This window comes from Halorubrum sp. AS12 (assembly GCF_051122765.1).
GTDB lineage: Archaea > Halobacteriota > Halobacteria > Halobacteriales > Haloferacaceae > Halorubrum > Halorubrum trapanicum.
Map to the genome: position 1 here is coordinate 86,817 of NZ_CP185385.1, position 23,327 is coordinate 110,143.

Below are 23,327 nucleotides of genomic sequence, written 5' to 3' on the forward strand. Positions count from 1 at the left end.
CCGTTCGTGGGCCGACGGTAAGACGGCGTCGGCGAGCGGAGCGCTCGGCCGCCGACCGCGGATTACTCGTCGCTCGCGGAGCCGTCGGACTCGTCGCCGCCGTACTTCTCGTACAGGTACGCCGCGCCCGACACGCCGGCGGCGCCGGCGAGCGGGCCGAATCCGGGCGTGCTGTCCGCGGTCTCGCCGTCTCCGCCGGAGTCGCTTCCGTCGGAGCCGTCGCCGCCGTCCGAGCCGTCAGAACCGTCCGAGCCGCCGTCGCTTCCGTCGGAACCGTCGCCGTCGGAGCCGCTCCCGTCGTCGCCGTCCGACCCGTCCGAACTGTCGGAGTCGCTTCCGTCGTCGCCGTCGGAACCGTCGCCGCCGACGGTCGCGCGGGCGTCGTCCGCCGACACCGAGGTCCGCAGCTCGTAGTAGTCGTAGTTCGCGTTGACGGGGAGTTCGATAACCTCCCCGTCATCGTTCTCGTAGCCGTAGTGCTCGCTGTTCGGATCGAAGCCACCGACGAGCGAGAGCGCGTCGGTCTCGGTCGCGTCGAATGCCTCGACGACTGCGTCGGCGGCCAGTTCGACGACGACCTCGCCGTCGGTTGACGCCACCGACCCCTCCACGACGCCGTGGCCCGGCGCGACGAGCCGGAAGGTGTCGTCGACGACGGACGCGACCGCGTCGGTCGGCGCGAACGAGACCGTGAGCGTCCCCTCGGAGCCGCCGACCGTCGCGTCCTCGATCACCTCGTCGACCCGGATCATGCGCTCCTCGCGCTCCGGGGAGATCGTGTCGTACTCCGCGTCGAGCGTGTCCTTGATGAACGGTCCCTGGAACTGTCCGGAGTTGAACACGCGGGACTCCTCGACGAACTCCTCGCTCCGGCCGGCGACGAAGTCGTTCGTCGAGACGAGGTACGTCGCCTCCGGATCGAGCGGCTCCCCGCCGACCCAGACGTTCCGGACCTGTCCCTCCCCGTCGTGGCCGGTCCACTCGTAGGAGACGCCGGACACCTGAATCGCCGGCTGCGCCCCGTAGTCCCCCGGCATCGGCCGGACCGACCCCTCGAGGTACGACCGGATCTGCTCGCCGCTGAGCTCGTAGACGACGATCTCGTTCGGGAACGGGAGGATGTTCATCACGTCGCTGCCGGTGAGTTCGCCCGGCCCGTAGGTGGAGCCGGATCGGATCCCGCCCGCGTTCTGGACCGCGACGTCGATCCCCTCGTCGAGGTTGCCGACCTGTCGCATCAGGTCCGTCATCAGGTTCCCCCAGCCCGTCTCGATCTCGTAGTTGTCGAAGCTGGCGTTGAGCTCGACCTCCGTCTCGACGACCGGCTGTCCGAGGCGCTCTTCGAGGTCGGAGAGGTAGCCGTCCGCGATCTCCGCGACCGCCGTGTGCCGGTCCACCGACCGCACGTCGCGCGGCGTGTAGTTCTCCGTCTCCTCCGGCGGCGACTCGTCCTCGCCGAGCGCCTCGGAGTCGTACAGGTCGATCCGCCCCCAGTCCGAGAGTTCGCCCGACTCGACGTCGAACGTCAGCCGGCCGAGGTGGGCGAACTCGTCGCCGAACTCGGCCACCGTCGTCCCCTCGATGGTCTCCGGCTCCTCGTAGACGACGCCCGAGTGCGAGCCGACGATGGCGTCGACACCGTCGACCGCCGCGATCGTCTCGTGGACGCCGCTGGAGACGTGGGAGGCGCAGACGATGAAGTCGGTCTCGGGTTCGAGCGCCTCGACGGCGGCCTCGGCGGCCTCGGTGTAGCCGAGCACCTGCCAGTCCTCGGGGTAGTCCGTGATGTCGTAGAAGCCGGTGGTGCCCATCCCGAAGACGCCGACGGTGTGGCTCCCGACCTCGACGGTCGTCCAGCGCTCCGCGCCGGGGACCGGCTCCCCCTCGGGCGTGAGGAGGTTGGCGATCACCCACGGGAACTCGGAGGTCTCGAAGCGCTCGCTCGCGGTGTCGACGCCGAAGTCGAACTCGTGGTTCCCGGCGCCGACGGCGTCCGGTCCCATCTCGTTTAACGCCTCGACCATGTGCTCGCCCTCGAACTCCAGCCCGAGCACCGACGGCGCCAAGTCGTCTCCGTTTCCGAGGAAGGCGGCGTTCGGGTACTCTCCGCGGAGTTCCTCGACGATGGTGTAGTACCGCGCGATGTCTATCGCCTCGTTGCTCGCGTCCTCGAACCGCCCGTGGAAGTGCGTGTCGTGGACGAGCGTGAGCGTTCCATCGTCCTGCGCCGCCACGCCGCCCGTCGCCCCCGTTCCGAGGGCGCCGACGGTTACCCCACCCGCGGCCGCCGCCAGCAGGCGACGACGCGTCTCATCGACGACCTCTCCGGAGCGCGTGTCTTTCGACATACTATCGAAAGACGGAGAGACGGTATTAAGCATTTACATGCCGGATATATGCTGGTATCCAGCGCTATATATCCACGAACGTGTGATACCCCGCCGGACGACGGCGACGGACGCTCCACGAGACATGTCAGCCGGTATGATTTCCTATCGGGCGACCACGGCCCGACTAGGTAATCAATACACGTTACGTCGGTGTGTGAAGGAATAACCGTACGGAGTACGAATATAATGAACGAGCATTACATGACTGAAATGGGCGGCTACAGAGACCGAGTGGCACAGGTCGATCTCGGCGGTGGCGAGGTCAGCTACCGCGGGATCGACGACGAGGACGCGCAGAAGTACATCGGCGCGCGGGGGCTGGGCGTCAAGTACGTCTTCGACAAGGGTCCCGACGTGGACCCGCTCGGCCCGGAGAACCGACTGGCGTTCATGACAGGTCCGCTCACGGGCACCCAGACCGTGATGAGCGGCCGGATCGCCCTCGTGACGAAATCCCCGCTGACGGGGACCGTCACCGACTCGCACCACGGCGGCTGGTCCGGCGCGCGGCTCAAGTGGGCCGGGCTGGACGGAATCCTGCTCGACGGCGAGAGCGAGGAGCCGGTCTATCTGTTCGTCGAGGACGGCGACGTGGAGGTACGCGACGCCTCCCACCTCTGGGGACAGGGCGTCCACGACACGATCGACCAGATCGGCGAGGAGGTCGACGGGAAGGTCGGCCGTAACGTCTCCGTGATGGCGATCGGACAGGGCGGCGAGAACGAGGTGCGCTACGGCTGCGTCATCAACGAGGACGACCGCGCCTCGGGCCGCGGCGGCACCGGCGCCGTGATGGGCGCGAAGAACGTGAAGGCGGTCGTCGTGAAGTCGGGCACCGACATGCCCAAGCCCGCCGACCCGGAGACGTTCCAGGAGGGCTATCAGCAGGCGATGGAGGTCATCCGCGAGTCCGACGTGACCGCGCCCAACGAGGGCGGGCTCTCGATGTACGGGACGAACGTCCTGATGAACGCGACCGAGGAGATGGACGGACTCCCGACGAAGAACGCGAAGTACACCTCCACCGAGGCGTACAACGAGGCCGAGGGCGTCGACATGCAGGCGGAGCGGGTCTCCGGAGAGAACGTCCGCGAGAACATTCTCGTCGACGAGCCGACGTGTCACTCCTGTCCGGTGGCGTGTAAGAAGGAGGTCGAGGTCGACGTGACGCACAAGGGCCAGGACCTGAACGTCCGCATGGAGTCGTACGAGTACGAGTCCGCGTGGGCGCTCGGCCCGAACTCCGGCCACTCCGACCGCGACGAGATCGCCGTCATGCTCGACCGGTGTAACGACCTCGGCATCGACACCATCGAGGCCGGCAACATGATGGCGATGGCGATGGAGATGAGCGAGGAGGGCAAGCTCGACGGCGTCGGCCACCTCGACTGGGGCGACTCCGAGACGATGATCGACCTCATCGACGAGATCGGACACCGCTCCTCGGATCTGGGCGACCTCCTCGCGGAGGGTCCCGAGCGCGTCGCCGACGCGAAGGACGCGCACGGCAACAAGCTCTCGGTCAAGGGCCAGACGATGGCCGCCTACGACCCGCGCTCGCATGAAGGGGATGGGGATCGCGTACGCGACCTCCAACCGCGGCGCCTGCCACCTGCGCGGCTACACGCCGGCCGCCGAGATCCTCGGCATCCCGGAGAAGGTCGACCCGTACGAGTGGGAGGGGAAGGGCGAGCTCACCGCCACCTTCCAGAATCTCCACGCGGTCTCCGACTCGTTCGACATCTGCAAGTTCAGCGCGTTCGCGGAGGGGATCGAGGAGTACGTGCTCCAGTACAACGGCATGACCGGCCGCGACGTCACCGAGGACGAACTGTTCGAGGCCGGCGAGCGCGTGTACAACCTCGAGCGCTACTACAACAACCTCGTCGGCTTCGACGGCGCGGACGACACGCTGCCGAACCGCTTTGTCGAGGGGCACCCGGACGCCATCCCCGGCACGGGCGCCAGCGAGGGCGAACTCGTCGAACTCGACGAGATGAAGGCGGAGTATTACGAGACCCGCGACTGGGTCGACGGCGTCGTCCCCGACGAGAAGCTCGACGCGCTCGGGATCGAGGTCGGTCCCGGCACCGGCGTCTCGTCCGGTGACTCCGCGGCCCCGGCCGACGACTGATCGAGACGGCGGCGCGAGCGCGGTCGGTTCCGCGTTCGCGGTCGCGTCCGACGACTCCCGTTTATTTGGCTCTGTTGAAATCCTCTTCTTCAGATATATTCTCGTCTGTAACGTCTGGTCGATGAAGAGTGCCTCTCAACCGATCTGACTTGGCGTTGTATCGATATGTTCGGATTATATGAAATACAGTACACTTTATCATTCTATAGTGAACAAACCGAGTATGGACCGAAGAAATGTCCTCAGCTCCATCCTTGCGGGTTCAACGTTCGGTTTTGCTGGATGTACGGGCGACAGCGGCGGGAGCAACAGCCCCGAAGCCGACGATGAATCCGACGAGCCGAATGTCTCACAAGTCTCCGTGTCTGCTGAGGATCACGGAAACGAAAATTCGATTAATACACTCACACTACGGTATGCAACAGACACAACGGCAGAGTTAGATCCACCGGATTCGCCTGCAAGATCGCCTGATAGTGGTAACAAGCTCGTTATATTGCATACAGAAGTGGAGGTCAATCGTGAAACCGAGGGTAAAATCGATGTGTACGGAAGTGCGATCGGTCTGGAAGCCGGAGGGGTGATGTACGAAGGGCGTTCTATTCCAAACTTGCCAGAACTCACTCAGACAGCACGCCCGGAAGCCACATACGAGGCGTGGGCACAGTTCGAAGTTCCTGAAGACGTAACGGAAGCAACCTTAATTGCGGTGGACGTTGGGGCGTGGTTTGACTCTCCGACGCAGATTCTTTTTGAGCGCGATGAGTCACGGTCGTCAACAATTCCCGAGGGTTCCACATAACACGAATAACAGGGGTCATCCGCCTCGTCAGTTATTTTATCACCCTGAATGGATGACAAACGACTATGGGATTCAGATACGATCGCGCTACCTATGATAGCGAAGTGTATGGGCCTGCAAAAAGTGCTATTACAACCCTTCCAATCTGGTTGAAGATATTTTTTGAAATCCTCTCACATAGCCCTCGAATAGCACACTCAGTATTCCGAATAATTCTGACAAACATTTCGGATCCTCCATTCGAACCGGTTAGTGTATGAGACTCTTGTACAAACTGATTAATGAATTATTTGTACTGAGCGATTGGGGTGAAAAACTATCAGCTGCTGAGGATTTCAACAGAGCTGTTTATTTTTAAGTGAACGCCGCCGGTAGCGTTGCCCATGGCACACAACCCGCTCTCGCCGTCCGAAGCCCTCCGCACTCCGATCGGTGCCGTCCTGGCGGCCCTGAGTCTCCTCGTGTTCGTGTACTCGCTCGTGATCGTCGGACAGATCCTGTTCGGCGTGATCGTCGTCCTCACGCTCTCGGTCGGTCCGTATCTCTCGTACCGGCTTTTCGCCGCGCTCGACTCGATCGCCGACGGCGCCCAACGGCTCGCCGACGCCCGCGAGCGCGAGGTCCAAGGCGACGCCCGGTTCGACCGCTCCGTCGACCGCGAGGCCTCCGAGACGCGCGAGCGCTCGTCGGATCGCGCGACCGAACGCGAGCGCTGACTGAACGCTCCGCCCGGTCCGTGCTCGTTCGTTCCCAGCGGCCGGGTTTCCGGTCCGTCTCGCCGTACCGATTTAAGATTCCTCGCCGCGACTGAAGGGGCATGAACTGGCGACTCGTCGCGGCGGTCGGGATCGGGGTGACCGCGTTCCTCCTCGCGAGCGCCGCCGTCACGGAACTGCTCGCGGTGTCGATCGAGTTCTCCGCGCTCGTCGGGCTCCCAGTCGGCGTCCTCGTCGGCGCCGCGGCCGCGGCCGCGACGTGGCTCCGTCTCTGGAACTCGCGGCGCGCTCGTCCCGCGCTGCTCGGTGCTGCGGCCGTGGGCTACGCGGTCGTCGCCGTCGCGGCCGCCTCGTACGCGGTCTCGTCCGTCCGCGGCTTCGTGACCGTCGAGCGCGCGCTCGCCGTCGCCCTCCTCGTCGGCGTCGCCGTCTTCGCGCTCGCGAGCCGCCGGTCGGACCGGTTCGACTGAATTTGAACGATTCCTCCGGTCCGGGGTCGCCCAGCGCGCCTCACGCGAACACGACGAACCGGAATATCCACAGGGTGACCATCCCGGTCGCGATGGTCGCGAACACGTTCTCCGTCCGCCACGCGACCGCGCCGGCGACGAGGCCGGCGATCAGTCGCTCGTCGAGGAGGGTCGCCGCGACCGACGGACGCAGCGTCACCAGGTCTGGGAGGACGAGCGCCGCGAGGACCGCGGGCGGGACGTACCGAAGCGGCCGCTGAACGCGCGTCGGCACCCCGTCGATCCGCCCGAACAGGTGGATGAAGGAGAGCCGGATCCCGTAGGTGATCATGCCGATCGCGACGATGGCGATCCAGGCGCGCGGGGAGGCGATAACCCCGCCGAGCGCGTCCGTCACGATGTCGTCACCTCCGTGCCCGGCGCGTCCGTCACGACGCCACCGCCTCCGTTACCAACCCGGCCGCGATCCCGCACAGCGCGCCGGCGAGCAGCCCGAGGTTGAGCGGGAGTCCGGCCGCGACGACGGCTACCGCGCCGCCCGCGGCGCCCGCGACGGTCGTCGGTCGGTCCTTCATCGCGGGGACGAGGAGCGCGAGGAACACGAGCGGGACCGCGAAGGTGAGTCCCCACGCGTCGGGGACGCCGGCGCCGAGGACGACGCCGGCGACCGTCCCGATCTGCCAGACGACCCACAGCGACGCGGCCGCGCCGAGGTAGTAGCGCCACCGGCTGCGGTCCGGGTTCTCGTCGAACTCGGCGACCGAGAGCGCGTACGCCTGATCCGTGAGGAGGTACGCCAGCCCCGCGCGGAGCCGACGCCCGTAGTCGGCGAAGTGCGGCGCGATGGAGGCCGAGTACATCAGCATTCGGAGGTTGATCACCGCGGCCGTGCCGACGACGACCGCAAGGGGGGCGTTCTCGCCGAGCAGCTCCAGCGCCGCGAGCTGGGAGGCGCCCGCGAACACGATCACGGACATGCCGACCGCCTCGGCGAGTCCGAGTCCGGCGTCGACCGCGGCGATGCCGGCGACGAGCGCGAACGGCGCGATCCCTAACATTAGCGGCGAGACGTCGCGGACGCCCGCCAGCAGGTCTTCGTCGACGAAGGAGTCCCGCACGGCTACTGCTCCTTGGGGTACGGCGGCTCGTCGTACTTCGCCGCGAGGTGGTCGGCGTGCTCCAGCTTCGCGTTCGCCTTCCGGAAGGTGCCGAGCAGCGAATGGATCTCGCGTTCGGTCGGGTGCGCCCGCCCGAGCAGCCGGCGCATCAGCAGTGCGTTCTTCTCGCGGACGTGGTCGCGCTGCCCGGTCGCTCGGAGGAACTCGCCGAAGAAGTCGTGGAAGCGCTCCACGTCGGTCTCCGGGGCGCGGGTGACCTCGGTGTCGGGCAACTGCGTCTCGTCGACGGTGAGGTCGCGGAGTTCGTAGAGGAGGACGGTGGCGGCCTGCCCGAGGTTCAGGACGGGGTAGTCGTCGTCGGCGGGGATCGAGCACACCTCGTCGAGCCGCGAGAGCTCCTCGTTGTTGAGTCCGCGCCCCTCGCGACCGAAGACGATGGCGGTGGGGGCGTCAACGGTCTTCAGCGACTCCCGCAGCTCTACGGGAGTCTTGAACGGGAAGCGCTCGTGGCTGCGGTCGTCCTCGCCCGTGATCGCCGTGGTGCCGACCGTGTGGTAGTTCGCGACGACCTCGTCGAAGGTCACCTCCTCGGCGTTCGGGAGCACGTCCTCACGGGCGTGGCCGGCGAAGCCGTACGCCTCGCCGTCCTCCTCCAGCGCCGGCGGGTTCACGAGCTTGAGGTCAGAGAGTCCGAAGTTCTTCATCGCTCTCGCGATGGTGCCGACATTTCCGGGCGTCTCCGGCTCGACGACGACGACGACGGGCTTCTGTCGGGCTGTCGGGGTCGCCGCCGAAGTTCCGTCCTCGGTCGCTCCCTCGTCCCCTTCCGCCCCGCCCTCGTCGCCGCTCATCGGTCAGAGGGGTAGTCGGTCGAGAGGTCGAGTTCGGACTCGGCGAGATCCTCCTCGGTCAGTTCGTCGCCGTCGCGCTCCTCCTGCCCGGCGAGTTCGAGGATATCGATCCGGTCGCCGTCGAACCCCTCCTCGAGCCGTTCTTGGACCTCCTGCTGGTCGGGGAGGTCCGGCAGGCCGTCGGGGTCCTCCTCGACGTGTTCGACGGAGGCGTACCCCTCCGGCGCCTCGTTGCCGGCGGCGACCCACTCGTGGAAGCGGTCGGCGAACTCGACCGAGCCTTTGTGTTCGCTGCCGCCCGCCTCGCGGAACCAGTAGAGCAGGTCCGGCTCGTGTTCGGGACAGAGGAGCACCTCGCCGTCCGGCTCGCCGTACACGATTTCCGCCTCGTTACAGCGGTGGACCTCCGCTTCGCCGTAGTCGAGGTAACAGACGTCGCAGGGCTCCTCGACGAGGCCGACGAGCCGCAGGAGCCGCTCTCGCGGGTCCTCGGGGATCTCGTCGAGGGGTTTCAGCTCCTCGTCGTCGGTGAATATCTCGTCCTCCTCGAAGCGCCACCCGCGGAGGCCGATGCTCACTTTCGCCATGTCCACGCTACGCTCCGGCGGCGATAAAAGCGCGTCCTTCCCGGCACGAGGGCGGCCGTTACGTCGGCGCGAGGACGCCGTTTATACCGTCGGCTCCCCTCCCCCGCGTTATGAGACGACGGCGACTTCTCGGACTGACTGCGGCCGCGACCGCGGGCGCCGCGGCGGGCTGTCTCGGTGACGGCGATGCGGCGGATGGCGATGATGCGGGGAGCGGCGGCAATGCGGGCGGTGAGAACGGTTCGGACGGCGAAAGTGGCGGTTCCGATGGCGACACCGACGTCGAGTGGCCGAGCGGAACGTACGCCGACTACGTGACGACGACCGTGAGCGTCGAGAGTCCGGCCGGCGAGTCCCGTGGATCGGTGACCGCCGCGGTCGCGGACACAGACGACAAGCGCGTTCTCGGACTCAGCGACGCCGAAGCGCTCCCGGAGGACGGCGGGATGCTGTTCGTCTACGACACTCCGAGAGAGAGCCTGACGTTCATTATGCCGAACATGGACTTCGGTATCGACATCGTCTTCGTCGACGGCGACCGGACGATCACCCGGATCCACAACGCGCCCGAGCCGGGACCGAACGAGGACGGAAGCGAGCAGGAGTACGACGGGTCCGGCCAGTACGTGTTGGAGGTCCCCTACGAGTGGACCGACCGCCACGGGGCCGAGGTCGGTGACTCGCTGCGTTTCGATTTATAAGTTCCATTTAGCAGGCTGTGCGTTTGTTTATAAGTGATTGACTAAGGAACGACGGCGAACACCTCCAAAGCCCCAGCCGCGAGGTCGCCGTACGCTCGCTGCGCTCCTCGGTCGCTCACTCCGTTCGCTCCCTGCGGTGCTTGCGTCGCCTACGGCGACCTCGCGACTGCCCCTTTGAGTCCACCCGACCGCGACCGCACAGCGCCTCACGCCTCCCCAGCCTCGTCGCTCACGCCCTGCGGGCGTTCGCGACTCCCTCGCGCGTGCGGTTCGCGGCCTGTCGGCCGCTCACCGGCACGCGCCACCGCACCGCCGACCATTTATAAACAGATGCGAGGACAGTTCCCCGGCGAGCACGTCGGGCACTCGCCCCGTTTATGTCGCTCGCGCCCGTGGTGAGCGTATGCGAAACGTGGACGCCGCGGGGCTGGGAATCGGTGACGATCACCCGCCCCGGATCATGGGCGTGCTCAACGTCTCCGCGGAGTCGCCGTACGACCCCAGCGTGTACGACGACCCCGGCGAGGCCGCCGCGTACGTCGACGAGGAGCTGATCGGCGAGGGCGCCGACATCGTCGACGTGGGTCTCGAATCGGCCAACAAGGACCTCGACGTGCTCTCCGTCGAACAGGAGCTCGACCGGCTCGACACCGCGGTCGAGACGCTCGAATCGACCTCGGGCGACGCCGTCTGGTCGATCGAGACGCGCTACCACGAGGTCGCCGACGAGGCGCTCTCTCGGGGGTTCGACATGGTCAACGACATCTGCGGCTTCGCCGACCCCGAGATGCCCCGCGTCTGCCGCGAACACGACGCGGCGGTCTCGAAGATGGCCTCGCCGCCGGACCTCGAACGCCCGGGCGCCATCGAAGACGTCGATGATATCTACGAGGCGCTCTCGATGAACGGCTTCACCGACAAGACGATTCTCGACCCCGCGTTCGGCGGCTGGTCGGCCGAGAAGACCCACGCGGACGACCGCGAGACGTTCCACCGGCTCCGGGAGTTCCGCGGCTACGGCCGCCCCCTCCTCGTCTCGATCAACCGCAAGAGCTTCCTCAAAACCATCGCGGGCCGCAGCACCGAGGAGGCGCTCCCCGTCTCGCTCGCCGCCACGTCGATGGCGGTCGAGCGCGGCGCCCACGTGATCCGCACCCACGACGTGGCCGAGACGCGCGACGCCACCCTCGTCGGCGCCGAGTTCGCCCGCGACCGCTACCGCTCCGGCGGCGGCTCCGACGCCGTCGCCGTCGAGGAGCTCGACGTGACGACCGTCCGCGAGGCCGAGCGCCACCTCGACCGGATCGGCGCAGCGGGGGCGACGCAGGGCGACCGCGACGCCGCCGGCAACGCGGTCGTCCGCACCTACGAACTGGCCGGACTCGACGACCCCGCGGTCGGCGCGCTCCGCGCCGCGACCGTCGGCGGCGACGCCCCCGTCGCGGCCGCGTTCGCGCTGGGCGACTCGACCCGCGAGCGAACCGAGCCGACCCCCTCGGCGACCGACGGCGGCACCGGCGGAGGGGCGCTCGGCGGCGACGACCCCGCGGGCGGTCGCCGCGGACTCCTGATCGGGACGCCCCCCGCGATCGAGTCGGTCAGAGCGTCGGTATCAGGCGTATCAGAGGTGCTCGACGCCGCTCTCGACGGTATCGATCTTTACGTGAGTTAAGAGAAAGTTTATGCCCTCGTGTAGACAACCAATCGACCGGACGCCGGAGGGGCACGCGGGTAGGGGTACTCTGTGCCACTCCGGTCCATACCATATCGCAACCGATGAGCGGCGGCGCTGTTCCGCGCTCGACGCGACGGTCTCCCGGAGCGTGATCCCCCCGTGAACTTCGCGACCTTCGAACCGGCGTACGAGGCGATCCTCGCCGACTTCGGGTTCGACCGCGCGGCCGACGAGCGCGCCCGCGACGCCGCCGCCGACCTCGCGACGCCGTTCGACCTCGACCGACTCGGGGATTGGCGCGGCGAGACCGTCGCCGTCGCCGGCGCGGCCCCCTGCCTCGCCGACGAGATCGCGCTCGCCCGCGAGGCCGACGTGGTCGTCGCCGCCTCCACCGCCGCCGACGTCCTCGTCGACCGCGGCGTCGCCGTCGACTGTATGGTGACCGATCTCGACAAGAACCCGGAGACGGCCGCGGAGCTGACCCGAGAGGGCGTCCCGGTCGCCGCCCACGCCCACGGGGACAACGTCCCGGCGGTCCGCGAGTGGCTCCCGCGCTTCGCCGACGAGTGGACGCTGGCGACAACGCAGGCGGCCCCCGCAGGACCGGTCCGCAACACGGGCGGGTTCACCGACGGCGACCGCGCCGCGTTCCTCGCCGACCACGTCGGGGCCGGCGAACTCGTCTTCCCGGGCTGGGAGTTCGACGACCCCGCCGTCGACCCGATGAAGGCCCGCAAGCTCGACTGGGCCGCCCGGCTGCTGCGCTGGCTCGAACGCCGCCGCGGCGAGCGGTTCTCGGTGCTGGACGGCCGACGCGAGGAGACCGACGCGGCGCTCCGAGAGATCATCGGCGCCGACATCGGGAACGAGCGCGGCGGCGACGATTCGGCCGGCGGTTAGCGGTTCGCCGCCTCTCGCTCGACCCGCGGTTCGGGGAACAGCTCGTCGCCGTCGCGCTCGCCGATCCACTCCGCCAGCTTAACGAGCTGGTCCGCGGCGGCCTCGAACAGGCGCTCGCTCTTCTCCGGCGTCACGTCGGTCGGATCGCCGAACGCGCCGTTCGCGGAGTTGTCGATCGAGTCGTAGAAGGTGCGGGCGCCGTGGACCATCGTCTCTGCGCTCTCGAGGTCGACGAGGCCGCCGTCGCGGGCGTCTTCGAGCCGGTCCTCGCGAACCAGGTCGGGCGCGATGTGGGTGATCATCGCCGTCTCTTTCGGTCCCGCGTGGGGGCCGTTGCGCTCGAACAGCTGGTCGACCAGCTCCGGGATCGACTCGTCCCACATCCACTCGACCGCGTAGGCGACCTCGTCCTCGTGGAGCCGGCGACCGACCTCCCGGAGGTGCTGGACGTTGCCGCCGTGGGCGTTGACGAACACCACGCGGTCGATGCCGTGGTACGCGAGGTTCCGCGTGAACGACTCGACGTAGTCCCGGAACTCCGGCGGGTCGACCCACATCGTCCCCGGGAACTGCCGGTGGTGGGGGCTGACGCCGACGTTGATCGTCGGCGTCCGGAAGGCGTCGGAGCGCTCGGCGGCCGCAGTCGCGAGCCCCTCCGCGATCAGGTGATCGGTCGCCAGCGGCAGGTGCGGGCCGTGCTGTTCGGTCGAGCCGAGCGGGACGAGCGCGACGGAGCCGTCGGACAGCGCGTCGCCCAGCTCCGGCCAGGTGTGGTCCGCGAGGTACATATCTCCGCCTCGCGCGCGACACGTATCAACCCAACCGTCTCGGTCCTGCTCGCCGGCAACGGGGGCGAGGCCTCCCGCCATCGAGCGCGCGGGCTTCCCCGGAGCGCCGGCTCCTCGCGCCGTGTCGACACCCTTTTTGTGTCGTCCGGCCGAACCGGAATCCATGTTCGGAGGCGGCGGCATGAACCCGCGAAAGATGAAACAGATGATGAAACAGATGGGGATCGACGTCGAGGAGCTCGACGCCGAGCGGGTCGTCATCGAGACGGCCGACGGCGACGACCTCGTCTTCGACGGCGCCCAGGTCACCAAGATGGACGCCCAAGGACAGGAGACCTACCAGATCGTCGGGTCGCCCGACTCGGTGGCCGACGCGGGCGTCGGCGGTAGTGCGGCGGGCGCGGTCGAGGGCGACGCCGATCCCGCGCTCGACGACGCGGCGGACGCGGACGACAGTGACGACGGCATCCCGGAGGAAGACGTCAAGCTGGTCGCCCAGCAGGCCGGCGTCTCGAAGGAGGCCGCCCGCGAAGCCTTAGAGGCGGCCAACGGCGAGCCGGCGCGGGCGATCTCGGACCTCCAGTGACGGACGCCGCGTACCTGCTGGTCCACGAGGACCGGGAGTACTTACTGGAGCCGGGCGAGGAGTTCGGCACCGACCTCGGCGTGATCGAGGTCCCTGAGGACGTCGCGGCCGGCGACGAGGTCGAGACCCACCTCGGCACCGTCTTCGAGGTCCGCGCGCTCCGCGGCCCGGATCTCTTCAACCACCTCGAACGCACCGGCGCCCCGATGATGCCCCGCGACGTGGGACTCGTGATGGGCCACACCGGCGCGTCGGGCGGCGACCGCGTCCTCGACGCGGGCACCGGGACGGGGATCCTCGCGGCGTACCTCGGGCGGGCCGGGGCCGACGTGACCTCCTACGAGATCGACGCCGAGTTCGCGGAGGTCGCCCGCGGGAACATGGAGACCGCTGGCGTCGCCGACCGGGTCGAGGTCCGGACCGGTGACCTCACCGAGGAGCTGGACGCGCTCGCCGAGGGCGAGCCATTCGACGCGCTCACGCTCGACACGGGCGACGCCCCGGCGGTCGTCGAGCGCGCGGACGAGCTACTCGCGCCCGGCGGCCGCCTCGCCGTCTACTCCCCGTTCGTCGAGGGCACCCGAGAGGCGGCCCTCGCCGCCCGCGAGGCCGGCTTCAGCGAGGTCGAAACGCTCGAAACGATCCAGCGCGAGATGGACTTCTCCGACCGCGGCTCGCGCCCCTCCACCGCGGGCGTGGGCCACACGGGCTACCTCGTGTTCGGCCGGGCGCCCTGAGACCGGCGCCGTCGCCGACGCCTTCCCGCGGCGACCGCCGAGACCGGCGTCTCCGCTCCGGCTCGGCGCAACGCTCTTTCCGATCGCGGCTGTCAGCCGCGGTGTGGCTGACGACGACGCCAAAGCCGACTCCCCTCCCGACGCCGCCAGCGACGCTCCCGAAACCGCCAGCGACACCCCTGACGCCGCCGACCCCACCGGCGCCGCGTCCGGCGACGCCCCGGAGGTCGCCGACCTCTTCCCCCGATCCGACGATCCGCTCGCCGAGGCGGTCGAGGCCGCCCTGTCGGGCCGTTCAGCGGTCGTCGCGGTCGGCGTTCCGCTCCGGCTGCTGCCGTCGCTGCTGGCGGCCCGCGAGCGCTCGTCGGGACCGCCGTGGCGGATCGCCTGTCGCCCCGGGGTCGTCGACGCGCTCTCCCGCGCGCTCGTCCTCGGTACCGCGGTCGCCGAGGCGGTCGAGACGGACGCGATCCGGATCCGAACCGGCGAATCGCTCGACCGCGGAACGGGCGGCACGCTGTTTGCGAGTCCCAACCGCGCCGACGCCGTCGTCGGCCCGCGCGGCGATCGGTCGCTTGCGACGACGGCGGTCGGTGACGGCGCGGACGCGGCCGACGACGGCGCGGACGCGGTCGAGGACGGCAACTCGCCCGCGGCGCTCGACGGCGCCTACGCCGCCGCAGCTGCGCGGTTCGCCGCGGCGACGACCGAGCCGGTCGAGATGCCCTCGCGGCGGCGACTGCTCGCCGGCGCGCGAGCGATCCTCGACGACCGCTTCGCGAACGACGTGGCCGCCGTGTTGGAGTCGCTCGCTCTCGGGGAGTTCGGCCGCACGGACGACCTCTCGGACCGGACGCTCCTCGTCGCGCTCGCGGCGCGACACGATCACCTCTTCCGGGACCTGCGCACGTGGGTCGGGGTCGACGGCGTCGGGATCGCGCCGGCACAGGAGTTCACTCGCGACCGCCGCGCGCTCGTCGAGCGGGAGCTTATCGAGTCGATCAAGGTACCGATGGGGCCGGGGCGGCCGATGTTCCGGCTCCGCGCGGTCGACGACGCGCTGTTGCGCGCCCGTCCCGAGGAGGTGCCGAGCGTCCTCGAAGGCCGGTTCGCGCTGCCGACCGATTCGGACGGACGACTCCGACACGACGCGAGCCGCGAGGGGCGCCGGCCAGTCTGGGAGCGCCGGCGGTGGTAACAAGAACTAACTCTCGGCGGCGCCCTCCAACGGACATGACGACGTTCTCCGAGAGGGTCGAGCGGATCTCGATAAGCGGGATCCGCGAGGTGTTCGAGGCGGCCGGCGACGACGCGATCAATCTCGGGCTGGGTCAGCCCGACTTCCCGACGCCGGACCACGCCCGGCGGGCCGCGGTCGACGCCATCGAGTCCGGGAAGGCGGACGCCTACACCGAGAACAAAGGGACTCAGTCGCTCCGAGAGGCGATCGCCGAGAAACACCGCGCTGACCAGGGGGTCGAACTTGACCCCGGGAACGTCATCGCGACCGCGGGCGGGAGCGAGGCGCTCCACGTCGCCCTCGAGGCACACGTCGACGCCGGCGACGAGGTGCTGATCCCCGATCCGGGGTTCGTCTCCTACGACGCGCTGACGAAGCTGACCGGCGGCAAGCCGGTCCCGGTCCCGCTCCGCGACGACCTCACCATCGACCCGGCCGCGATCGAGGACGCGATCACCGAGGACACCGCCGCGTTCGTCGTGAACTCCCCCGGCAACCCCACGGGCGCGGTCTCCGCCGAGGAAGACGTGCGCGAGTTCGCCCGCATCGCCGACGAGCACGACGTGCTCTGCGTCTCCGACGAGGTGTACGAGTACACGGTGTTCGACGGCGAGCACTACTCGCCGATCGAGTTCGCCGAGACGGACAACGTCGTGGTCGTCAACTCCGCCTCGAAGCTGTTCTCGATGACCGGCTGGCGGCTCGGATGGGTGTACGGCTCCGACGAGCGCGTCGAGCGCATGCTGCGCGTCCACCAGTACGCGCAGGCGTGCGCCTCGGCGCCGGCCCAGTACGCCGCGGAGGCGGCCCTCCGAGGCGACCGCGACGTGGTCGACGAGATGACCGCCTCCTTCGAGCGCCGACGCGACATCCTGCTTGAGGGGTTCGACGAGATCGGGATCGACTGTCCGACGCCGCAGGGGGCGTTCTACGCGATGCCGCGCGTCCCGGACGGGTTCGTCGACGAGTGCCTCGACCGCGGCGTGGTCGTCGTCCCCGGCGAGGCGTTCGGCGAGGGCGGCGCCGGCCACGCGCGGATCTCGTACGCGACCGACGAGGAACAGCTCCGCGAGGCGCTCGACGTGATGGCCGAGGCGTACGAGGCGGTTCGCTGAGCGGCCGCGGAACGCTTCTCCCGGTCAGTCATCCGCTTCGCCCGAGATCCGGAGGTAGCGCTCGTAGTACTCGTCGCCGTACCGGATCATCTCCTTCTGGTTTTCGCGGACGCCGGCGTCCTTCCGAACGTTGCCGTCGATGTACGGACGCGCGTCGATCGCGCGGAGCAGTTCGACGTACGCCTCGGAGTACGGATGCGTCTCGCTGTACTCCTCCGCGTCCGCCCCCTCGACGATCCGTCTGGCCTCCGCCGAGAGGTCGTCCGACCCGACTCTGGCGCCGACGAACGTCGCCCGGAGGATCGCCTCCATCCGTTCGGGGCTCTCGGCGAGCGCCTCCGCGGTCGGCCGATAGACAGTCTCGTGGAACCGCTCTCGCTCGATTTCGACCCGATACGTAGTGTCTCGGTAGCTGACGTGGTCGGGACCGTCGTCGGCGAGGAGTGCGCTCTCCGCGCGGGCGGTCTCGGTACGGTAGGCGTAGCCGCCGCGCTGGACCAGTCCGGCTTGGTAGCCGCCCGCGTTGCCGCGGGCCCTCGCGGCGAAGTGCGCGATCCGGACCGCGCGCTGATCGGCCTCGGGGAGGCTCCCGTCCTCGCCGCCGTCGACCGCGGACTCGACGTCGTCGCCGTCGACCGCGAAGAGCCGGAGGACCGGATACGTCTCGGCGACCTCGTCGACGACGACGGAGCCGAGCTGGTAGTAGGTCCCCTCGTGGGCGACATACTTCGGGTCGTCCGGGCTCGCGAAGAACGGCTTTCGGCCTTGGGTCGCGTACGACTCGCCCGCCAGCGCGGCGTCGAGCGCAGCCTCGTCCCACCCCTCCGGCGGGTCGTCGCGGTCGCGCACGTGGCGATCGCGCAGCGACCCCTCGATCCGCGAGAGCGAGAGCCTGAGTTCTGCTCCGTCGCCGTCGCCACCGTCGCCGTCGTCGCTCGTTCCGAGACAGCCCGCGGCGGCGCCGATGCCGCCCGCGAGCGCGCCGATGAGGAGCCGGCGGCGAGAGGGCGCGAGTTCGTCCATAGGAACACGTCTCACAGCGGGGAGGGAAAGCCGTTGCCGAAACACAAACAGCCGCTTGTGCGACAGGGAACCACCGCCCACCCGACGTCCCGCGTCGCCGGCTTATAGATTACTATCAGTTATTCGGTGTCGCCGAAGAGTTTCCGCAAGTTATACCGTCGCCCGCGGAGTATCCGGCGACAATGGACCGGAACATACAGGTCAGCCGCCTCGACCGGCAGGCGGTCGAGGACCAGGAGGTCGAAATCGTCGAGCGAAAGGGGATCGGTCACCCCGACTCGATCTGCGACGGCGTCGCGGAGTCGGTCTCGCGGGCGCTCTCGCAGCTCTACCTGGACCGCGTCGGGAAGGTGCTCCACTACAACACGGACGAGACGCAGCTGGTCGCCGGCCGCGCGGCCCCCGCGTTCGGCGGCGGCGAGGTCGTCGAGCCGATCTACATCCTCATCGTCGGCCGCGCCACGAAGGAGTACGAGGGCGAGCAGCTCCCGGTCGACTCGACCGCGCTCGCGGCCGCCCGCGACTACCTCTCCGAGGCGATCCCGGAGCTGGAGTACGGCACAGACGTCGTCGTCGACGTCAAGCTCGGCGAGGGGTCGGGCGACCTCCAGGACGTCTTCGGCGAGGAGACGCAGGAGGTCCCGATGGCCAACGACACCTCCTTCGGCGTCGGCCACGCCCCCTTGACCGAGACCGAAACGATCGTCCACGAGGCCGAGCGCGCGCTCAACACGACCTACCACGACGACCACCCCGAGCTCGGTCCCGACGTGAAGATCATGGGCAAACGCGAGGGCGACCGGATCGACATCACCGTCGCCGCCGCGATGGTCGACGCCTACGTCGACGGTCTCGACGAGTACGACGACGCCGTCGCGTCAGTCCGCGAGTACGTCGACGACCTCGCCCGCGAGTACACCGACCGCGAGGTCCACGTCGACGTCAACACCGCCGACGACTACGACGACGGCTCCGTCTACCTCACCGTCACCGGCACCTCCGCCGAGCAGGGCGACGACGGCTCCGTCGGTCGCGGCAACCGTGCGAACGGTCTCATCACCCCGAACCGCCCGATGTCGATGGAGGCGACCTCCGGGAAGAACCCCGTCAACCACATCGGGAAGATCTACAACCTCCTCTCGACCCGCGTCGCCGAGTCCGTCACGAGCGAGGTCGACGGCATCCGCGACCTCCAGGTCCGGCTCCTCTCGCAGATCGGCCGCCCGATCGACGAACCCCACGTCGCGGACGCGCAGATTGTCACCGAGGAGGGCGTCGCGCTCGACGACATCCAGGCGGATGTCCTCGACATCGTCGACCGCGAACTCGCGGACGTGACGGACGTGACCCGAAGCGTCATCGAGGGCGACGTCTCGACGTTCTGAGCGGGCCCGGCGGTCGGTCGTCCCGGCCGCTCGTCCGCGCGCTCGGCCACGCGCCGCCGCGACGCCGGACGCACGGTTTCCCGTTCCGCCCCGCCCGACGACCGCAACGGATTTGCGCCGTCCGGTCCGAGGTGCGGCCATGACGCGGGTGTGTCTCCTCGGCGACCCCGACGTGGAGCTCTCCTACGAGCTGCTCTCCCGCGAGACGGCTCGCGACGCGCTCGCCACCTACACGATCGAGGAGCCGTTCGAGAACAGCGTCGCGGTCGACACCGTGAGCCTCGGCGCCGCGGTCTCGCTGTGCAACGACCTCGACTGGTACCTCGTCCGCTTCGTCGAAGAGGCGCTCGTGTTGGAACCCTCGGTCGCGACCGACGAGTGGCTCTCTCGGGACCTCGCCCGCGAGGTCCGCGACGGCGACGTGCCTCCCGAGGAGACCGACCAGCGCCTGAAGGTGTTCGGTCTCGTCGACGGGCGCCCGGTCGAACCGCTCTTCGTCCGGCGGCGACAGGGCGAGACGCCCGAGTACGACCTCCGCGACGTCGACGAGACCCTCGTCGTCCGCGTGAGCGAGTCCGAGTTCTCGGGGTAGGGGGCGAACCCCCGCTCCGTCACTCGTCCACTTCCGCGAGGATCCGCGTCCGCACCGGGTCGACGTCGACCGTCGCCCACGCCTCCACGTCGTAGGTCACGTCGGCGAGCGTCTCCAGGCGGTCGACATCTTTCTCGTCTATCGCCTCGACCGCCTCCTCGCGGAGCCGGTCCAGAACCGCCTCCGCGAGCGACTCCCGGTCGACCTCGCGGTCCGGGATGTCGAGGATGTGCGGGAGGTCCTCGGCGCCCTCCGGGAGTGTTGGGAATGCGGCCGGGCCGACCGCGAGGGCGGTCGATTCCGCGGTGTGGTCCGTCTCGCCGTCGCCCGAGAGTGCGTCGCCGGGGGCTGGCACGAGCGCGTACTCCGCGACCGCGAGGTCGATGGCGGCGTCGATGGCGTCCTCGTCGACTTCGGCGCGCCGCTTGAACGCCAGTTCGGAGAGCGCCCGCGAGAGCTCCGCCCGCGTCAGCCACCCGAACAGGTCGACGACGCCGGCGAGTTCGTCGCGCGCGGCGACGCTCGGCTCGCTTCCGTCCGCCATCGTCAGTCCTCCCCCGGCGCCGGTTCCGCCTGAGCGTCGCCTGTCACCGAGCCGTCGATCCGATCGCTCCCGCGGACCGCGTCGAGGTCCGCGCGCGCGACCTCCCGAATCTCGTCGGGGTCGACCGGGGCGTTCCCCCACGCCGGGAGCCGGGTGTCCGGACCGGGTTCGCCGAGCGCCTCGGCGTACGTCGCCACCTGCGAGCGCTCGTCGGCAGCGTCGTACGAGAGACCGTTGAAGGCGGCGTCGGTCGCGTAGCCGTCGGTCAGCGTCGCCGCGGCGTCGCGGTAGCGCTCGTCGAGACCGTCGTAGTCGACGTCGACACCGGCGTCCTCGACCGCGCGCAGCGTCGCCTCACCGACCGCTCGGCTCATGTCCGCGAGGCCGGTCGGTCCCTCGACCGAGCGGTGGTCGTGCTCGTAGCGGCCCAGGTCGACCTGCGCGCTGTCGGCGAAGCCGGCGCGACCGAACGCCTCGCCGAGCGTCCCGACCTCCAACCCCCAGCCGCGTTGGACGCGGAGCCGCGAAGCGAGGTCGCTCGTCGCCGCGAACTCCCCGGCGAGCGCGTAGCGGAACGCGGAGAGGTACTCGAGCACGTCCGGCTGTCGACCGGGCGCGGCGTCGCCCAGCGCGCGGACGAGCGGCCGGAAGAAGAGCCTGAACAGCCGCCCGTACAGCGAGCCGTCCTCGACGCGGGCGTAGTACCCCTTCGAGAACGCGTAGCCGCGTCCGAGCGGGAACAGCAGGCGGTTCACGAACGCCGGCGAGTAGGTCTTCGTGTCGGCGTCGTGGACGACGACGAACTCCTCGTCGAGCGCGCGGCCGAGGGCGAGCCACACGTCGCGGCCCTTCCCGCGCTCGCCGTCGAGTCCCCGCGACTCCAGCAGCGACGCGAGCCGGGGGCCGTCGCACCACAGCGTCTCGACATCGAGTTCGAACCCGTCGAGCCACTCGGCGAACGGTCCGGCGCGGTCGGCGGACGCCCGCAGCGGGACGATCACCCGAGCGGGGTCGACGGTCTCCAGCGTCGAGAGCACGCGCTCGGCCGCGAGCGTCCCGTACTCGCGCTCGGTCATCGGCACGACGACCGCGGCCCGGTCCGTCGGGGCGTCGGGCCGGTGGTCGGTCAACGCGTGAAGGGTCGTCACGCGCTCCTGTACGTACTCCATTTACCGATCACACGGGAGCGACGCCCAAAACAGGTGCGGTACTGCGGGCGCGTGCCCTGGACTGTGAGCGCGCGTGCCGGGCCCTGTTCCGAATGCGTGCCGGGCCCTGTTCCGAATCAGTCAGGCCGCGCGCGCCGCGCCCGCGGCGCCGCCGGGGACGCGGCCGATCCGGTACAGGACCGCGTACGCGGCGACGAGGACCGCCAGCCCGCCGGCGAGCGCGAGGAAGACGGCGTCGTACGTCGCGCCCGCCTCGATCGCCTCGCCGACGACCCAGGAGCCGGCCGCCTGCGCGGACATCATCCCCGCGGAGAACATCGCGTACGCCGACGCGCGCGATTCGTCCGGCAGCGACGCCAGCAGGTACGTGTCGCCGGCCGGGAACAGCATGTGGATGGCGAAGCCGACGACGACGCTCGCGGCGATCACCGCCGCCAGCCCCTCGGCGACGACGACGAGGACGACCCCGCCGACGAACGCCGTGACGATGCCGAGCAGGTACGGCACGTGGGGAAGTCGGTCCGCGAGGTCGCCCGAGACGAGGAACGCGGGCACCCCGGCCGCGAAGATCACCGTCAGGAGGTTCCGAGCGGTCGCCCGCGGCAGGCCCTTGTCGATCATGTACAGCTCGTAGAAGTTGAACAGCCCCTGCCAGACGAAGCTCGTGAGTCCCATCAGCACGACGCCGGCGAGGATCAGCTTCCACTCGCCGCGGGCGGCCGCGAGAAAGTCGGTGTCGCCCGCGCCGGCGTCCGGGAGGTCGGTCCGCTTCGCGAGCGCGACGAACACGACCGTGCTGGCGGCCGCGGCGACCGCCAACCCGTAGAAGGCGTACCGCCAGTCGTACCACAGCGCGACGGTGACCGCCGGAGCGGCGATGACGGCGGCGAGCTGGCTCGCCATGCCGTGAACGCCCATCACGCGGCCGACGCGCTGGGGAAACAGTTCCGCGATGAACGGGTTCGCGGCCACGAAGTAGACGCCGGACGCCAACCCGATAGCGAAGGCGGCGACCATCAGCGCGAGCACGCTCGGCGCGAGCGCGACGCCCAGCGCGCCCGCCGTCAGCATCGCGCCGGAGACGAGGATCACGCGTCGCCGCGTGAAGCGCGTGAGCGCCCAGCCCGCGGGGATCCGCGGGGCGGCCGAGCCGAGCCACGCGAGCGTGACGATGAGACCGGCGGTCCCCTCGCGGATCCCGAACGCGTCGATGAACTCGCCCACGAGTGGCGCGAACACGACGCGCGCGAAGTTGACGAGGAACACCAGCGCGCAGAGCGATCCGAACAGCCGGGTCCGTGACACGGTTGCGATTCCGCGCGCCCGGACACAAGCGTTGCGAAAGCGCCCGGACACGAGCGTCACGAAAGCGCCTGGACACAAGCGTCCCGAAGGCGCCCGGAAACAGACCCGGGAACCGCCCGTCGGTGGTGACGACCGCGTCGCCGCGCCTTCCGTCGGTTTCGGTCGTCGCGTCAGACCGGCGTCGTACGGGGTTTTTATCCGGCCCGACCCCGAACGCCGAGGTATGAAATCCACGCGCAAGGGGCTCCGCGACGGCGACCTCGTCAAGGACACCTACGAGCGGCTCAACTGCGCCGACTGCGACCAGGTGTTGAAAAAGGAGAACGACCCCGACGAGGTGTTCTCGGTCCGGATCTGTCCGGAGTGCGGCGCCCGATTCAAGGAGCTTCGCTGACGGCGTCCCCCGTTCGCCACCGTTCCGCCGCTGCCCCCTCCCCGCGTCTGTCGTCGCCCTCTCTCCTCTCTCCCACCGCGGTCGATTCGTCGGCGTTCACCCCCG

The 23,327-nt window shown here is 69.3% G+C and carries 23 protein-coding genes and 1 pseudogene; 14 read left to right on the top strand and 10 right to left on the bottom strand.

All coding sequences use genetic code 11. The features are described from left to right. Positions 1-62: 62 nt before the first annotated feature. Complete coding sequence (locus tag ACODNG_RS00445) at positions 63-2,348, bottom strand: bifunctional metallophosphatase/5'-nucleotidase (RefSeq protein WP_434521972.1); 2,286 nt, start codon at positions 2,346-2,348, stop codon at positions 63-65. Between the two features lie 243 nt (positions 2,349-2,591). On the opposite strand from ACODNG_RS00445, the pseudogene ACODNG_RS00450 reads away from it, so the two are divergent. From ACODNG_RS00450 to ACODNG_RS00465, 4 genes and pseudogenes are all read left to right on the top strand, one after another. Further along, positions 2,592-4,524 (top strand): annotated as a pseudogene (locus tag ACODNG_RS00450) (aldehyde ferredoxin oxidoreductase family protein). Between the two features lie 223 nt (positions 4,525-4,747). After that, entirely contained in the window at positions 4,748-5,326 is a 579-nt protein-coding gene (locus ACODNG_RS00455; RefSeq protein WP_434521973.1) for a hypothetical protein, read from the top strand. 383 nt (positions 5,327-5,709) lie between these two features. Continuing rightward, complete coding sequence (locus ACODNG_RS00460) at positions 5,710-6,042, top strand: hypothetical protein (RefSeq protein ID WP_434521974.1); 333 nt, start codon at positions 5,710-5,712, stop codon at positions 6,040-6,042. A gap of 101 nt (positions 6,043-6,143) precedes the next feature. Continuing rightward, complete coding sequence (locus ACODNG_RS00465) at positions 6,144-6,512, top strand: hypothetical protein (protein ID WP_434521975.1); 369 nt, start codon at positions 6,144-6,146, stop codon at positions 6,510-6,512. 40 nt (positions 6,513-6,552) lie between these two features. Here the strand turns inward: ACODNG_RS00465 and ACODNG_RS00470 are convergent, their stop codons facing one another. From ACODNG_RS00470 to ACODNG_RS00485, 4 genes are all read right to left on the bottom strand, one after another. Continuing rightward, a complete protein-coding gene (locus ACODNG_RS00470) occupies positions 6,553-6,909 on the bottom strand; it encodes an AzlD domain-containing protein (protein WP_434521976.1) in 357 nt (118 codons plus the stop codon). 31 nt (positions 6,910-6,940) lie between these two features. After that, positions 6,941-7,570, bottom strand: a complete 630-nt coding sequence (locus tag ACODNG_RS00475; protein WP_434523034.1) for an AzlC family ABC transporter permease — start codon at positions 7,568-7,570, stop codon at positions 6,941-6,943. A 62-nt stretch (positions 7,571-7,632) separates the two neighbouring features. Then, on the bottom strand, positions 7,633-8,481 hold the full coding sequence (locus tag ACODNG_RS00480; protein ID WP_434521977.1) for an RNA methyltransferase: 849 nt from the start codon (positions 8,479-8,481) through the stop codon (positions 7,633-7,635). Continuing rightward, positions 8,478-9,068 carry a hypothetical protein gene (locus tag ACODNG_RS00485; RefSeq protein WP_434521978.1) on the bottom strand — a complete coding sequence of 197 codons (591 nt, stop codon included), beginning with the start codon at positions 9,066-9,068 and terminating at the stop codon, positions 8,478-8,480. Before ACODNG_RS00485 ends, ACODNG_RS00480 begins: the two co-directional genes overlap by 4 nt. 110 nt (positions 9,069-9,178) lie before the next feature. Between ACODNG_RS00485 and ACODNG_RS00490 the strand changes: the two genes are divergently transcribed. From ACODNG_RS00490 to ACODNG_RS00500, 3 genes are all read left to right on the top strand, one after another. Beyond that, positions 9,179-9,769: a DUF192 domain-containing protein gene (locus ACODNG_RS00490; protein ID WP_434521979.1), complete on the top strand. Its 591-nt coding sequence runs from the start codon at positions 9,179-9,181 to the stop codon at positions 9,767-9,769. Between the two features lie 403 nt (positions 9,770-10,172). Further along, positions 10,173-11,441: a dihydropteroate synthase gene (locus tag ACODNG_RS00495; protein ID WP_434521980.1), complete on the top strand. Its 1,269-nt coding sequence runs from the start codon at positions 10,173-10,175 to the stop codon at positions 11,439-11,441. A 162-nt stretch (positions 11,442-11,603) separates the two neighbouring features. Further along, the gene (locus ACODNG_RS00500; protein ID WP_434521981.1) at positions 11,604-12,344 is read left to right on the top strand and encodes a 6-hydroxymethylpterin diphosphokinase MptE-like protein; all 741 of its coding nucleotides are present in this window, start codon (positions 11,604-11,606) and stop codon (positions 12,342-12,344) included. Here the strand turns inward: ACODNG_RS00500 and ACODNG_RS00505 are convergent. Then, positions 12,341-13,132, bottom strand: coding sequence for a creatininase family protein (locus ACODNG_RS00505; RefSeq protein ID WP_434521982.1), 792 nt, complete (start codon positions 13,130-13,132; stop codon positions 12,341-12,343). The genes ACODNG_RS00500 and ACODNG_RS00505 overlap by 4 nt on opposite strands. A gap of 163 nt (positions 13,133-13,295) precedes the next feature. Here ACODNG_RS00505 and ACODNG_RS00510 point away from each other — a divergent pair, with 163 nt between their 5' ends. The 4 genes from ACODNG_RS00510 to ACODNG_RS00525 all read left to right on the top strand — a co-directional run bounded on the left by ACODNG_RS00510 (position 13,296) and on the right by ACODNG_RS00525 (position 16,810). Then, positions 13,296-13,718: a nascent polypeptide-associated complex protein gene (locus tag ACODNG_RS00510; RefSeq protein ID WP_434521983.1), complete on the top strand. Its 423-nt coding sequence runs from the start codon at positions 13,296-13,298 to the stop codon at positions 13,716-13,718. Continuing rightward, positions 13,715-14,455: a methyltransferase domain-containing protein gene (locus ACODNG_RS00515; RefSeq protein ID WP_434521984.1), complete on the top strand. Its 741-nt coding sequence runs from the start codon at positions 13,715-13,717 to the stop codon at positions 14,453-14,455. The genes ACODNG_RS00510 and ACODNG_RS00515 overlap by 4 nt, the downstream gene beginning before the upstream one ends. A gap of 103 nt (positions 14,456-14,558) precedes the next feature. Continuing rightward, complete coding sequence (locus ACODNG_RS00520) at positions 14,559-15,653, top strand: transcriptional regulator TbsP domain-containing protein (protein ID WP_434521985.1); 1,095 nt, start codon at positions 14,559-14,561, stop codon at positions 15,651-15,653. 35 nt (positions 15,654-15,688) lie between these two features. Next, positions 15,689-16,810 carry a pyridoxal phosphate-dependent aminotransferase gene (locus ACODNG_RS00525; protein WP_434521986.1) on the top strand — a complete coding sequence of 374 codons (1,122 nt, stop codon included), beginning with the start codon at positions 15,689-15,691 and terminating at the stop codon, positions 16,808-16,810. Positions 16,811-16,834: 24 nt separating this feature from the next. Here the strand turns inward: ACODNG_RS00525 and ACODNG_RS00530 are convergent, their stop codons facing one another. Further along, positions 16,835-17,833 (bottom strand): hypothetical protein, encoded by a 999-nt coding sequence (locus ACODNG_RS00530; protein WP_434521987.1) that lies wholly within the window; start codon positions 17,831-17,833, stop codon positions 16,835-16,837. Between the two features lie 182 nt (positions 17,834-18,015). Between ACODNG_RS00530 and ACODNG_RS00535 the strand changes: the two genes are divergently transcribed. Further along, positions 18,016-19,218 (top strand): methionine adenosyltransferase, encoded by a 1,203-nt coding sequence (locus ACODNG_RS00535; protein WP_434521988.1) that lies wholly within the window; start codon positions 18,016-18,018, stop codon positions 19,216-19,218. 139 nt (positions 19,219-19,357) lie between these two features. Next, the gene (locus ACODNG_RS00540; RefSeq protein ID WP_434521989.1) at positions 19,358-19,810 is read left to right on the top strand and encodes a DUF5804 family protein; all 453 of its coding nucleotides are present in this window, start codon (positions 19,358-19,360) and stop codon (positions 19,808-19,810) included. A 19-nt stretch (positions 19,811-19,829) separates the two neighbouring features. On the opposite strand, the gene ACODNG_RS00545 is transcribed toward ACODNG_RS00540, so the two are convergent. From ACODNG_RS00545 to ACODNG_RS00555, 3 genes are all read right to left on the bottom strand, one after another. Continuing rightward, positions 19,830-20,354: a DUF7109 family protein gene (locus tag ACODNG_RS00545; protein WP_434521990.1), complete on the bottom strand. Its 525-nt coding sequence runs from the start codon at positions 20,352-20,354 to the stop codon at positions 19,830-19,832. Positions 20,355-20,356: 2 nt separating this feature from the next. After that, a complete protein-coding gene (locus tag ACODNG_RS00550) occupies positions 20,357-21,523 on the bottom strand; it encodes a glycosyl transferase family 2 (RefSeq protein ID WP_434521991.1) in 1,167 nt (388 codons plus the stop codon). Between the two features lie 120 nt (positions 21,524-21,643). Continuing rightward, positions 21,644-22,828, bottom strand: coding sequence for an MFS transporter (locus tag ACODNG_RS00555; RefSeq protein ID WP_434521992.1), 1,185 nt, complete (start codon positions 22,826-22,828; stop codon positions 21,644-21,646). A gap of 223 nt (positions 22,829-23,051) precedes the next feature. On the opposite strand from ACODNG_RS00555, the gene ACODNG_RS00560 reads away from it, so the two are divergent. Further along, positions 23,052-23,222, top strand: coding sequence for an HVO_0758 family zinc finger protein (locus ACODNG_RS00560; protein ID WP_209543100.1), 171 nt, complete (start codon positions 23,052-23,054; stop codon positions 23,220-23,222). Positions 23,223-23,327: the final 105 nt, after the last annotated feature.

Excerpts from the sequence above, each read along its gene's own strand:
- ACODNG_RS00445 (WP_434521972.1), bottom strand. The coding sequence starts at position 2,348 with ATGTCGAAAGACACGCGCTCCGGAGAGGTCGTCGATGAGACGCGTCGT.
- ACODNG_RS00455 (WP_434521973.1), top strand. The coding sequence starts at position 4,748 with ATGGACCGAAGAAATGTCCTCAGCTCCATCCTTGCGGGTTCAACGTTC.
- ACODNG_RS00460 (WP_434521974.1), top strand. The coding sequence starts at position 5,710 with ATGGCACACAACCCGCTCTCGCCGTCCGAAGCCCTCCGCACTCCGATC.
- ACODNG_RS00465 (WP_434521975.1), top strand. The coding sequence starts at position 6,144 with ATGAACTGGCGACTCGTCGCGGCGGTCGGGATCGGGGTGACCGCGTTC.
- ACODNG_RS00475 (WP_434523034.1), bottom strand. The coding sequence starts at position 7,570 with ATGTTAGGGATCGCGCCGTTCGCGCTCGTCGCCGGCATCGCCGCGGTC.
- ACODNG_RS00480 (WP_434521977.1), bottom strand. The coding sequence starts at position 8,481 with ATGAGCGGCGACGAGGGCGGGGCGGAAGGGGACGAGGGAGCGACCGAG.
- ACODNG_RS00485 (WP_434521978.1), bottom strand. The coding sequence starts at position 9,068 with ATGGCGAAAGTGAGCATCGGCCTCCGCGGGTGGCGCTTCGAGGAGGAC.
- ACODNG_RS00490 (WP_434521979.1), top strand. The coding sequence starts at position 9,179 with ATGAGACGACGGCGACTTCTCGGACTGACTGCGGCCGCGACCGCGGGC.
- ACODNG_RS00495 (WP_434521980.1), top strand. The coding sequence starts at position 10,173 with ATGCGAAACGTGGACGCCGCGGGGCTGGGAATCGGTGACGATCACCCG.
- ACODNG_RS00505 (WP_434521982.1), bottom strand. The coding sequence starts at position 13,132 with ATGTACCTCGCGGACCACACCTGGCCGGAGCTGGGCGACGCGCTGTCC.
- ACODNG_RS00510 (WP_434521983.1), top strand. The coding sequence starts at position 13,296 with ATGTTCGGAGGCGGCGGCATGAACCCGCGAAAGATGAAACAGATGATG.
- ACODNG_RS00525 (WP_434521986.1), top strand. The coding sequence starts at position 15,689 with ATGACGACGTTCTCCGAGAGGGTCGAGCGGATCTCGATAAGCGGGATC.
- ACODNG_RS00530 (WP_434521987.1), bottom strand. The coding sequence starts at position 17,833 with ATGGACGAACTCGCGCCCTCTCGCCGCCGGCTCCTCATCGGCGCGCTC.
- ACODNG_RS00535 (WP_434521988.1), top strand. The coding sequence starts at position 18,016 with ATGGACCGGAACATACAGGTCAGCCGCCTCGACCGGCAGGCGGTCGAG.
- ACODNG_RS00540 (WP_434521989.1), top strand. The coding sequence starts at position 19,358 with ATGACGCGGGTGTGTCTCCTCGGCGACCCCGACGTGGAGCTCTCCTAC.
- ACODNG_RS00545 (WP_434521990.1), bottom strand. The coding sequence starts at position 20,354 with ATGGCGGACGGAAGCGAGCCGAGCGTCGCCGCGCGCGACGAACTCGCC.
- ACODNG_RS00550 (WP_434521991.1), bottom strand. The coding sequence starts at position 21,523 with ATGGAGTACGTACAGGAGCGCGTGACGACCCTTCACGCGTTGACCGAC.
- ACODNG_RS00560 (WP_209543100.1), top strand. The coding sequence starts at position 23,052 with ATGAAATCCACGCGCAAGGGGCTCCGCGACGGCGACCTCGTCAAGGAC.